The sequence below is a fragment of the Bradyrhizobium sp. USDA 4449 genome (assembly GCF_054056275.1).
The window spans coordinates 1,508,044-1,518,920 of the sequence record NZ_JBSRYD010000001.1; the positions used below are offsets into that span (position 1 = coordinate 1,508,044).

A 10,877-nucleotide genomic window follows, 5' to 3' on the forward strand; every position below is an offset into this window, starting at 1 on the left:
ACGAAACACATGACCGCTGCCCTTCGTTTCGACCCGATCCGCCTGCCCGAGAACTGCGAACGACTACGCAAGGAAGTGCGTGCGTTCCTCGCCGAAGAGATCGCCGCCGGCACCTTCGATCCGCACAAGCCCAACCGCGAAGACACCGACGCCCCGGAATTTTCCCGTAAGGTGGGCGCCAAGGGCTGGCTCGGCATGACCTGGCCGAAGAAATATGGCGGCCAGGAGCGCTCTTTCCTCGAGCGTTACGTGGTGACGGAAGAGATGCGCGTCGCCAACGCGCCGACGCGGCGGTTCTTCGTCGCCGACCGCCAGAGCGGTCCGGTGCTGCTGAAATACGCGCCCGAACACATCAAGATGGATATCCTGCCGCGCATCTGCCGCGGCGAAATCTGCTTTGCCATCGGCATGAGCGAACCGAACTCCGGCTCCGACCTGTTCGCCGCGAAGACGCGCGCGACCAAGACCGACGGCGGTTATCTCATCAACGGCACCAAGATCTGGACCTCCTCGGCGCATATCGCCGACTACATGATCGCGATCTTCCGGACCTCGCCGCCGACCAAGGAAAACCGCCGTCACGGCCTGACGCAATTTCTGGTCAAGATGAAGCAGCCGGGCATCAAGGTAAACCCGATCGGCCAGATCACCGGCCAGTACGAGTTCAACGAGGTGGTCTTCACCGACTTCTTCGTGCCCGACGATCACGTGCTCGGCGAGGTCGATGGTGCCTGGAAGCAGGCGACGTCGGAGCTCGCCTATGAACGTTCCGGCCCCGAGCGCTTCCTCGAAACCTATTACGTGCTGACCGAGCTGGTCCGTGCGGTCGGTCCTGATCCGGACACGCGCAGCGCCGAAGGCATCGGCCGTCTCGTGGCGCAGCTCCACACCATGCGGCGCATGTCGGTCTCGGTGGCCGGCATGCTGCAGGCCGGCAAGGAGCCGGTGGTGGAAGCCTCCATCGTCAAGGACATCGGCACGGTCTGGGAGCAGCAGCTTCCGCACCGCGTGCGCGATCTCGCCGCCTTCGTCGAGGAGACCGCGACCAACCGCGAGACGCTGGAACGGCAGCTCGACTTCGCCATCAAGACCGCGCCGAAACTCACCATCCAGGGCGGCACCACCGAGGTGTTGCGCGGCATCATCGCCCGCGGACTTGGGCTCCGCTAAACCTTCGAGGACATCATGACCACCTACAAGGATATCGGCGTCGAGAAAGTTGGGCACGTCGGCACCATCGAGATCCGCAGACCGCCGCTCAACTTCTTCGACATCTCGCTGATCAACCAGATCGCCGACGCGCTCGACGAGTTCGACCGTGACATCGAGATCCGCGCCTCGGTGTTGTCCGCGCAAGGCAAGGCGTTCTGCGCCGGCGCCAATTTCGGCGATCCCGCGCGGCAGGCGCAGGAAGCGCAAGAAGCCGAGAGGAAAGCAAAGGGCGACCCGGCCGACAATCTCGGCCCGATCAACCATCTCTACATCCAGGCCGTGCGCATCTTCCGCGCCAAGAAACCGATCGTTGCAGCGGTGCAAGGAGCGGCCATCGGCGGCGGCCTGGGCCTCGCAGTGTCGGCGGATTTCCGCGTCACCTGCCCCGAAGCCCGCTTCTCCGCGAACTTCACAAAGCTCGGCTTCCATCCCGGCTTCGGCCTGACGACGACGCTGCCCGAGCTGATCGGCAAGAACAACGCCGAGCTGATGTTCTACACCAGCCGCCGCGTCACCGGCGAAGAGGCGTATAAATGGGGCCTCGCCAACGCGCTGGTGCCGCAGGACCAGGTGAAATCGGCCGCGATGAAGCTCGCCGGCGAGATCGCCGAATGCTCCCCGCTCGGCCTGCTTTCCACCCGCGCCACGATGCGCGCGGGCCTTGCCGATCGCGTCATGGCCGCGACCAACCACGAGCTCGCAGAACAGACGAGATTGCGTGCGACGGAAGACTTCAAGGAAGGTGTGCGGGCGACGGAAGAACGCCGCGTCGCGAATTTCAAGGGAAGGTAGCGCCCTCTCCTTCTCTAAACGGCCCTCTACCCCGTCATCCTGAGGAGCGAGTTGCACGGTGCTTAGCACCGTGCAAGGAGCCTCGGAGCATGAACGGCCCGGCTGGTGGCCGTCGCCCTTCGAGGCTCGCCGAAGAGGCGAGCACCTCCAGCGACAATGGCTTCGCCATTGCGCGGGCGTGACGGATCACTACGAGGAATTAACCGACGCGAAACGTCACTCCGCCGAGCAGGAATTCATTGCCCGCAACTGCGAGCCCCTTCTCGCGCGCAGCATGCAACACACTCGCTGCATCGGCTACCCGAAACTCCAGCGCGCTCATGATCTCGCTCGCACCCTTCACGAAACGGAAGGTTGCGTTGGGCAGCTTCAGTTCGGCATCGCCGTTCGCGGTAATCCCGATGATCTTGCCCCAGTGCCCCGCCAGCCCCTGCGGATCCGGGCTCTGCATCTCGACCGCTGTCAGCGCCTGCGTCACATCCTTGCGGATGAAGCTTTGCCAGTCCGGTCCGGCCGGCGGATATGCGCCCAGAATATCGTCGCTGCCTTCGGTGTGGTTGAACTCGATGAAGGCAGCGCGGCAGTCGCGCGGGTGGAGCTGGACGCCGTGATAGGGCGCGTGGTGGATCACGTTGGCGGTGCGCACGCCCATGGCGTTCGCATGGCGGCCGCGCTCGTCCGGATCGTTGCAGCAGAAGATCGCCATATAGCCGCCACGACCGCCGGTCTTCTCGATGAAGCGGCCCGCCGTGGTGCCATCCTTGAACGGCGCGACGACTTCCAGCATGATCGTGTCGACCGGGAGCAGTGCGTTCTCCAGGCCATATTTGGCGACATTGCCGTCGCGGTAGCAGACGGAAAGGCCCATGATCCCGGCGATGTCGGAGACGACGGGCGCGAGCTGCGGCGCGACCAGGCAGATCTGTCGCAGCCGCATATAGGGGGCCATCGTCATGCGCCCCTGAAGGCCGGCTTGCGCTTCTCGACGAAGGCTTTGGCGGCTTCCTTGTGATCCTCGGTATCGCTGCAGCGGGTGTGATGGATCGCTTCGCCGTCGAAGCAGTCTTCCAGCGGCAAATGCTCGGCATTGTTGATGTTGCGCTTGATGAAGCCAAGCGCGATCGAGGGCCCTTGCGCCAGCGACATTGCGAGCTCGTGCGCGGCGGCGTCGATCGCGGCGTCGGGGACGACCCTGGTCACCATGCCGATCGCATGTGCTTCCCTCGCGGTCAGCACGGGAGACGTCAGATAGAGCTCGCGCGCCCGCGCGCTGCCGAGCAGCTGGGTCAGGAAATAGGTGCCGCCGTAATCGCCGGAGAAGCCGACCTTGGCGAAAGCCGTCGTGATCTTGCAGGATTCCGAGGCGACGCGCAGATCGCACGACAACGCCATCGACAGGCCGGCACCGGCTGCGGCGCCGTCGAGCTGCGCGACCACGGGCTTCGGCATCTGATGCAGGATGCGCGACACCTCCATGCCACGGCGCAAGTTTGCAAGCTTCTGCTCGAACGGCAGCGGCGCGCGGCCGGCCGCCATCGACTTGACGTCGCCGCCGACGCAGAAAGAACCGCCGGCTCCCTTGAACAGCACGGCCCGCACGTCCGGATCGTCAGCCGCACGTCGCGCCGCCTCGACCAGGCCTGCGACCATCTCAGGGTTCAGCGCGTTCTTTCGCTCGGGCCGGTTCATGGTGATGGTGAGCAGCCCGCCTTCGAGCTTTTGCAGGACCATGTCGTTCATGGGAGGTCTCCCTGGTTGTTTCGTTTTGCTCTGTCTATCGCCACACTCATCATTGCGAGGAGCCCTTGCACGAAGCAATCCAGGCTGTCTGCTTGGAAACATCTCTGGATTGCCTCACTTCGCCGGCAATGACGACGCCTACTTCTTTACCAGCGGGCAGCGCGACTGCTCGAGCGACTGGAACGCCTCGCCGCCGGGCACGGTGGCGAGCAGCTTGTAATCATCCCAGCGCCTCCGGGACTCCGACGGCTTCTTGACCTCGAACAGGTACATGTCGTGGATCATGCGGCCGTCTTCGCGGATCTTGCCGTTGTGTGCGAAGAAATCGTTGATCGGCGTTTCCTTCATCACCTTCATCACCGCGGCAGCATCGGTCGTGCCGGCCGCCTTCACCGCCTTCAGATAGTGCGTGACGGAGGAATAGACGCCGGCCTGTGCCGATGTCGGCGGCCGCTTGACGCGCTCCTGAAAGAGCTTCGAGAAAGCGCGCGTCTCGTCGTTCATGTCCCAGTAGAAGGCTTCGGCCAGCAGCAGGCCCTGCGCCGTCTCCAGTCCGATCGAGTCGATGTCGGTGACGAAGGCCAGCAGCGGCGAGACCTTCTGGCCGCCCTTGGTGATGCCGAACTCGGCCGCCTGCTTGATGGCGTTGACGGTGTCGCCGCCGGCATTTGCCAGTCCGATCACCTTGGCCTTTGAGGCCTGCGCCTGAAGCAGGAACGACGAAAAATCGGACGTGTTAAGTGGATGACGCACGCTGCCGAGCACCTTGCCGCCGGTCTTGATGACGACGGCGCTGGTGTCCTTTTCCAAATCCTGGCCGAAGGCATAGTCGGCGGTGAGGAAGAACCAGGTGTCGAGACCCGACTTCACGGCCGCAAGGCCGGTCACATTGGCCTGACCGTAGGTGTCGAACACGTAGTGGATGGTATAGGGGCCGCAGGCCTCGTTGCTGAGACGGATCGATCCGGGTCCGTTGAAGATGATGATCTTGCCCCGTGCTTTCGCGATTTCGCCGGCGGCAAGCGCGGTCGCGGAAGCGGCGACGTCATAGATCATCTCGACACCCTGGTTGTCGAGCATATCGCGGGCGATGTTGGCGGCGAGATCAGCCTTGTTCTGATGATCGGCGGCCAGCACCTCGATCTTGCGTCCGAGCACCTCACCACCGAAATCTTCCACCGCCATCTTGGCCGCGGTCTCGCTGCCGGGGCCCGTGATGTCGGCATAGAGGCTCGACATGTCGAGGATGCCGCCGATCTTCAAGGGAGGCTTCTCCTGGGCCTGCGCGGCGGCGCTTGCACCCAAGGCAATCGCGGCGGCAAAAATGCCCGACAAACTATGTTTCATGGAAAACATTCTCCCTTGGTCGCCTGGCTCTGAACGGCGGCTTGATTATTGCTATTCCCTCGATCATGCCGGATGCGCAAGACAGCGGCAAGCAGAAGCGCAATGCGCATCGGCGGATGCTCTAGTGTTTTCCGCAAAGCGGAATGGTCGGAAGACGCAAGATGTTTCCGCATCGTCATTTGCGAGCGCAGCGAAGCATCCAGAGTCCCTCCGCGGGAAAAACTGGACCCTTCACTGCGTTCGCAATGACGGAGTGTGAGGAAGCGTCTTCGCGAACCGCTGCACTTGGGGTAAAGCCAGAGGGGAATGCAACCTCCCCGGGTCATATGACGCAAGGGCTTCAGCTCATCGTCGCGCTTTTTCTCGTCGGTGACAGCGCCGCGTACGCGGCGCCGTGCCAATTCGAAGCACAGGGCGAAGGCCGTGTCGCGGCGATCGTCGACGCGCGCAGTGTACGTCTCGACGATGGCCGTGAAGTCCGTCTCGCCGGCATCGAGGCGACAGCAACGACGAGGCAAGCCCTGACGTCGCTGCTCGTCGGCCGCGACGTCGTCCTGCGCGGCACTGACGACACGCCCGACCGCTACGGCCGCCAGGGCGCGCTGGTGTTCATCGGCGAGAGCGACACCTCCGTGCAGACCATGCTGCTCACCAACGGCGATGCCCTCGTCTCCGCTGAGATCGCCGACAAGGATTGCGCAACCGCCCTGATGTCGGCCGAGGCCGAGGCGCGGCGTCAAAAAAAGGGCAATTGGGCTGACCCATCGGCCATAAAAAACGCGGAAAGTCCGGACGATATTTTGGCCGGGATCGGGCGCTTCAGGGTGGTCGAGGGCAAAGTCCTGTCGGTCCGGCAAGCTGGGGCAATGACCTACCTCAACTTCGGACAGAACTGGACACGCGGCTTCGCGGTGACTATCTCAAAGCGGACGCTGCCGACGCTTGAAAGTGCCGGAACAACTGTCAAGTCATTGGAAAATAGACGCATTCGTGTCCGGGGCTGGGTTGAGGGGACGACGGGGCCGCGTATCGATGTGCTCCGGGCGGGACAGGTCGAGTTGCTGGGCGCAAACGAGCCGACAGGGGTAAGGCCTTAAAATCAGGCCAGGCACGGGTTAATCGACGTGAATGGGGTGCTAGAACGGCACGGACTGAGTGATGGCCGCCGCCTGCGGGCTGCGCCGGCCGCGCTTTGCCTCGTGCTAGGCACGGCCCTCGCCGGCTGCGGCGATATGGGCCGATTCCAAACTGCGGCGGCCCCGCCGACCGTCGCGCTGCCCAAGCCGAAGCCGGCGGTCGCGCAAACCCCCGCCACCGAAAAGGAGCACGAGCGCATTCTGGCGAGCTACGGCGGCGCCTATGACGATCCCAGGCTCGAATCGCTCGTTAGCAAGACCGTCGACCGGCTCGTCGCCGCCTCCGATCGCCCGGACCAGGGCTACAAGGTCACCATCCTCAATTCCGGCGCGGTGAACGCCTTCGCGCTGCCGAACGGCCAGCTCTATGTCACGCGCGGCCTGCTTGCGCTTGCGAGCGATACGTCTGAGTTGTCCTCGGTGCTCAGCCACGAAATGGCGCATGTGCTGTCCAAGCACGCCGCGATGCGCGAGGACCAGGCGCGCCAGGCTGCCATCGTCACCCGTGTCGTCACCGACATGAGCAACGATCCCGATCTCACGGCGCTCGCACTCGCCAAGACCAAGCTGACCATGGCGAGCTTTTCGCGCAACCAGGAGTTCGAGGCCGATGGCATCGGCGTCGGCATCTCTGCCAAGGCACATTTCGACCCCTATGGTGCCGCCCGCTTCCTCTCTGCGATGGAGCGCAATGCCGAGCTGAAGGCCGGCAAGAGCTCGCTCGATCCGCGCGCGCAGGATTTCACCTCGTCGCATCCGGCCACGCCCGAGCGGGTGCAAAACGCGCAGGCGATCGCACGGCAATACGTCGCCCCGGAAGGCGGCGAGCGCGACCGCGAGAGCTATCTTTCCGCAATCGACAACCTCGTCTATGGCGAGGACCCCAGCGAAGGCTTCGTCCGCGGCCGCAGATTCCTGCATCCAAAGCTCGGCTTCACGTTCCAGGCGCCTGACAACTTCACGCTCGACAATACCGCGCAGGCGGTGATCGGCGTGCGCGAGGGCGGCTCGCAGGCGATGCGCTTCGACGTCGTGCGCGTGCCGGCCGAGCAGTCCCTCGGCGATTACCTCAATTCCGGCTGGATGGAGGGCGTCGAGAAGGCGTCCACCGAGGACATCACGATCAACGGCTTTCCAGCCGCATCTGCCTCTGCCAAGGGCGATCAGTGGCAGTTCAAGGTCTATGCGCTGCGCTTCGGCAGCGACGTCTACCGCTTCATCTTCGCGACACGGCAGAAGTCGACCGAGAGCGAGCGCAATGCGCGTGAGACCGTCAATTCCTTCCGCCGGCTGACGCTCGAGGAGATCCAGGCGGCGCGCCCGCTGCGCATCAAGGTCATCACCGTGCAGCCCGGCGACACCGTCGAATCGCTATCCCACCGCATGGCCGGTGTCGATCATCCGGCCGAGCGCTTTCGCGTGCTGAATGGCCTCGATCGCAATGCACAGGTGAAGGTGCGCGACCGCGTCAAGATCGTGACTGATTGAGGTCGCGGTCGCTACCGCGCCTTTTCTTTCAAAAATGCGATGATGTCGGCGCGATCCTGCGCGTCGGGCACGTCGAAGAACATCTTGGTCTCAGGCACCATGGCCTGCGGTCCGCTCAGCCATCTGTCGAGATTTTCCTCGGTCCAGACGATGCCCGAGTTCTTCAGCTCAGGCGAGTAGTCGTAACCGGCGACGCTGCCCGCCTTGCGGCCGACAACACCCTTGTGCATCGGGCCGACGCCGTTCTCGTCGATCGAGTGACAATCTGCGCAGCCCTTGTAGAGCGTCTGGCCGCGCGCAACGTTGCCGGTCGCGCCCGCAGGTGCAGCTGCGCCCAGAAGCACGACAGCGACAAAGACGAGAGCCAGGCCTGAAGTGCTACGCTGAGCGACGGAATTCGGCCAGAGGTTCATGTGATCTCCTGTTTGCGGTTCCGCGAAACAGGATCGGCCGGGCCGAAATTTATTCCCGTCAGTTCGACGATCGACCCGCGTCCATATCGCCGGCCTCGCGCTGGCCGCTGAGCCAGAGGGCAAGCAGGGTCCAGAACGCGCCCGAGAGCAGATAGGCACCCGAGGCGATGACGCCGAGATTGGTGGCAAGCAGCAGCGCGACCAGCGGGGCAAAGCCGGCGCCGAACAGCCAGGCCATATCGGAGGTCAGCGCCGAAGCCGTATAGCGATAGGCCTGCTTGAAGTTCGAGGCGATCGCGCCCGAGGACTGGCCGAAGGAGAGGCCGAGCAGGATGAAGCCGATCACCATGTAGATGGTCTCGCCGAACGCGCCGGCATCGAGCAGCTGCGGGGCGAAACCGCTGTAGATCGCGATCGCGATCGCCGATCCCATCAGCAGCGATTTGCGGCCTACGCGGTCGGCGATGACGCCGGAGAGCACGATCGCGACGACGCCGAACACGGCGGCGACGATCTCGATGATCAGGAAGCGCACCGGGCTTTCGCGGGTGAACAGGAACACCCAGGACAGCGGGAACACCGTCACCATGTGGAACAGCGCGAAACTTGCCAACGGCGCGAACGCGCCCAGCATGATATTGTGGCCTTCGCGGGCAACCGTGTCCGAGATGCGCGAAGGCTGCAATTCGCGGGTCTCGAACAGCGAGGCATATTCCTCTGTGGTCACCATGCGCAGGCGCGCGAACAGTGCCACGACGTTGATGGCGAAGGCGACGAAGAACGGGTAGCGCCAGCCCCAATCGAAGAAGTCGTCGGCCGAGAGATTTCCGGCGAAATAGGCAAACAGCGCGCTCGCCACGATCAGCCCGAGCGGCGCGCCGAGCTGCGGCACCATCGCGTACCAGCCGCGCCTGGAGGCCGGTGCGTTCAGCGCCAGTAGCGAAGCCATGCCGTCCCAGGCGCCGCCCCAGGCGAGACCCTGCGCGATACGCGCCAGCGCCAGCAGCCAGATCGCGGCAACGCCGATCTCGGAATAGCCGGGCAGGAACGCCAGCGCCACGGTGGCGGTGCCGAGCAGGAACAGCGCCGAGACCAGCTTGGCCGTCTTGCCGTATTCGCGGTCGACCGTCATGAAAATGACGGTCCCGAGCGGCCGGGCGATGAAGGCCAGCGCGAAAATCATGAAGGAATAGAGCGTGCCGGTCAGTTCGCTGGTGAACGGGAACACCAGGCGGGGGAACACGATCACCGAAGCGATCGCGTAGACGAAGAAGTCGAAGAATTCCGAGGTGCGGCCGATGATGACGCCGATGGCGATCTCGCCGGGACTCGCCAGGTCGTGGCCGTGCTCGCCCGAGTGGAGGTCTGCCATTGCGGGGGTCTGTGCCGTCGCCATGCGTGCGCCCTTAACGTCCTGAAATCCAATGCCGACCGCCCCGGCGGGACGCCAGGCAATCCAGCCTTGTTTGACCCAATATGCCGCACTGCAACATTGGACAAATTGTCCAATGTCCGGATTGCTGCGCCGCAGCTACCCCTTGGCCCCGCAAAGGAAACTCATTCTCATAAGGCTCGGCCCGTGTCCCGTCTCAAGATCCTGGCGCTGCTACCCCTGGCGGTTGCGCTCAGCGGCTGCAACTATGTCGTGCTGGCGCCAGCCGGCGATATCGCGGCGCAGCAGCGCGACCTCGTCATCATCTCCACCATCCTGATGCTCCTGATCGTCGTTCCCGTGATGGCGCTGACGGTGCTGTTTGCCTGGCGCTACCGCCAGTCCAATAGCTCTGCCCGTTACGAGCCGGATTGGGACCATTCGACCAAGCTCGAGCTGGTGATCTGGTCGGCCCCGCTGCTGATCATCGTATGCCTGGGCGCGCTGACCTGGATGGGCACGCATCTGCTCGACCCCTATCGCACCCTCGGCCGCGTCCGTGCCGATCGCGCGATCGACCAGTCCAGGGCGCCGCTCGAGGTCGACGTCGTCGCGCTCGACTGGAAGTGGCTCTTTATCTATCCGGACTACGGCATAGCCACCGTCAACGATCTGGCCGCGCCCGTCGATCGTCCGATCAACTTCCGCATCACCGCGTCTTCGGTGATGAACTCGTTCTACATCCCCGCGCTCGCCGGCCAGATCTACGCAATGCCGGGCATGGAGACGAAGCTGCATGCGGTGGTGAACCACGCCGGCACCTATAAGGGTTTCTCGGCGAACTACAGCGGTGCCGGCTTCTCCGGCATGCACTTCAACTTCCAGGGACTGGACGACAACGGCTTTGACGCCTGGGTCGCGCAGGCCAAATCCGCCGGCGGCTCGCTCGGCCGCACCGAATATCTCCAGCTCGAAAAGCCGAGCGAGAACGAGCCGGTTCGTCGCTACGGCAGCGTCGATACCGACCTCTACCGCCTGATCCTCAACATGTGCGTCGAGACCGGCAAGATGTGCCAGAGCGAGATGATGGCGATCGACGCCAAGGGCGGTCTCGGCCACGAGGGCCTGAACAACACCCTGCCGCTGTCCTACGACAAGTACGCCCGCCGCGGTACCGCGTTCGGTCCCGAGCCGAGCTTCGTTGCCGGCACCTGCACGCCGGATGCACCGCAGGGCGCAGCGACCGCCGCGTCGATCAAAGCTCCCCTCGATACCGCGCCGCTCGTCGGCGCCGGGCTGAAGCGGCCGACCTTCGCGCCGCTGAAGTCCTCGTCCCTCTTCCTCGGACAGCGTCCCAAGTCCGATTCCTGAAGTCAG

10 protein-coding genes are annotated in these 10,877 nt (G+C 64.1%); 5 read left to right on the forward strand and 5 right to left on the reverse strand.

The features are described 5' to 3' along the window. The first annotated feature begins 9 nt into the window (after positions 1 to 9). The gene (locus ACVIIW_RS07205; RefSeq protein ID WP_456700111.1) at positions 10 to 1,170 is read left to right on the forward strand and encodes an acyl-CoA dehydrogenase family protein; all 1,161 of its coding nucleotides are present in this window, start codon (positions 10 to 12) and stop codon (positions 1,168 to 1,170) included. A gap of 15 nt (positions 1,171 to 1,185) precedes the next feature. Further along, on the forward strand, positions 1,186 to 2,004 hold the full coding sequence (locus tag ACVIIW_RS07210; protein ID WP_456700112.1) for an enoyl-CoA hydratase/isomerase family protein: 819 nt from the start codon (positions 1,186 to 1,188) through the stop codon (positions 2,002 to 2,004). A 199-nt stretch (positions 2,005 to 2,203) separates the two neighbouring features. Here ACVIIW_RS07210 and ACVIIW_RS07215 read toward each other — a convergent pair whose 3' ends face one another. From ACVIIW_RS07215 to ACVIIW_RS07225, 3 genes are all read right to left on the reverse strand, one after another. Next, positions 2,204 to 2,953, reverse strand: coding sequence for a hypothetical protein (locus ACVIIW_RS07215; protein WP_456705101.1), 750 nt, complete (start codon positions 2,951 to 2,953; stop codon positions 2,204 to 2,206). A 2-nt stretch (positions 2,954 to 2,955) separates the two neighbouring features. Then, positions 2,956 to 3,744 (reverse strand): enoyl-CoA hydratase, encoded by a 789-nt coding sequence (locus ACVIIW_RS07220; protein WP_456700113.1) that lies wholly within the window; start codon positions 3,742 to 3,744, stop codon positions 2,956 to 2,958. Positions 3,745 to 3,882: 138 nt separating this feature from the next. After that, the gene (locus ACVIIW_RS07225) at positions 3,883 to 5,091 is read right to left on the reverse strand and encodes an ABC transporter substrate-binding protein (protein WP_456700114.1); all 1,209 of its coding nucleotides are present in this window, start codon (positions 5,089 to 5,091) and stop codon (positions 3,883 to 3,885) included. A 245-nt stretch (positions 5,092 to 5,336) separates the two neighbouring features. Here ACVIIW_RS07225 and ACVIIW_RS07230 point away from each other — a divergent pair, with 245 nt between their 5' ends. Together ACVIIW_RS07230 and ACVIIW_RS07235 are read left to right on the forward strand one after the other, a co-directional pair. After that, entirely contained in the window at positions 5,337 to 6,188 is an 852-nt protein-coding gene (locus ACVIIW_RS07230; RefSeq protein WP_456705102.1) for a thermonuclease family protein, read from the forward strand. Positions 6,189 to 6,224: 36 nt separating this feature from the next. Beyond that, complete coding sequence (locus tag ACVIIW_RS07235; RefSeq protein WP_456705103.1) at positions 6,225 to 7,715, forward strand: M48 family metalloprotease; 1,491 nt, start codon at positions 6,225 to 6,227, stop codon at positions 7,713 to 7,715. A gap of 11 nt (positions 7,716 to 7,726) precedes the next feature. Here ACVIIW_RS07235 and ACVIIW_RS07240 read toward each other — a convergent pair whose 3' ends face one another. Continuing rightward, positions 7,727 to 8,128 carry a c-type cytochrome gene (locus ACVIIW_RS07240; RefSeq protein WP_456700115.1) on the reverse strand — a complete coding sequence of 134 codons (402 nt, stop codon included), beginning with the start codon at positions 8,126 to 8,128 and terminating at the stop codon, positions 7,727 to 7,729. 58 nt (positions 8,129 to 8,186) lie between these two features. Then, positions 8,187 to 9,524 (reverse strand): MFS transporter, encoded by a 1,338-nt coding sequence (locus tag ACVIIW_RS07245; protein ID WP_456700116.1) that lies wholly within the window; start codon positions 9,522 to 9,524, stop codon positions 8,187 to 8,189. A gap of 183 nt (positions 9,525 to 9,707) precedes the next feature. Here ACVIIW_RS07245 and cyoA point away from each other — a divergent pair, with 183 nt between their 5' ends. Then, positions 9,708 to 10,871, forward strand: coding sequence for a ubiquinol oxidase subunit II (gene cyoA / locus ACVIIW_RS07250; RefSeq protein ID WP_456700117.1), 1,164 nt, complete (start codon positions 9,708 to 9,710; stop codon positions 10,869 to 10,871). Positions 10,872 to 10,877: the final 6 nt, after the last annotated feature.

What these genes read in the sequence shown, in the direction of transcription:
- ACVIIW_RS07205 (WP_456700111.1), top strand. Translation starts at nt 10, where the DNA reads ATGACCGCTGCCCTTCGTTTCGACCCGATCCGCCTGCCCGAGAACTGC.
- ACVIIW_RS07225 (WP_456700114.1), bottom strand. Translation starts at nt 5,091, where the DNA reads ATGAAACATAGTTTGTCGGGCATTTTTGCCGCCGCGATTGCCTTGGGT.
- ACVIIW_RS07245 (WP_456700116.1), bottom strand. Translation starts at nt 9,524, where the DNA reads ATGGCGACGGCACAGACCCCCGCAATGGCAGACCTCCACTCGGGCGAG.
- ACVIIW_RS07215 (WP_456705101.1), bottom strand. Translation starts at nt 2,953, where the DNA reads ATGGCCCCCTATATGCGGCTGCGACAGATCTGCCTGGTCGCGCCGCAG.
- ACVIIW_RS07220 (WP_456700113.1), bottom strand. Translation starts at nt 3,744, where the DNA reads ATGAACGACATGGTCCTGCAAAAGCTCGAAGGCGGGCTGCTCACCATC.
- ACVIIW_RS07240 (WP_456700115.1), bottom strand. Translation starts at nt 8,128, where the DNA reads ATGAACCTCTGGCCGAATTCCGTCGCTCAGCGTAGCACTTCAGGCCTG.
- ACVIIW_RS07230 (WP_456705102.1), top strand. Translation starts at nt 5,337, where the DNA reads ATGACGGAGTGTGAGGAAGCGTCTTCGCGAACCGCTGCACTTGGGGTA.
- ACVIIW_RS07210 (WP_456700112.1), top strand. Translation starts at nt 1,186, where the DNA reads ATGACCACCTACAAGGATATCGGCGTCGAGAAAGTTGGGCACGTCGGC.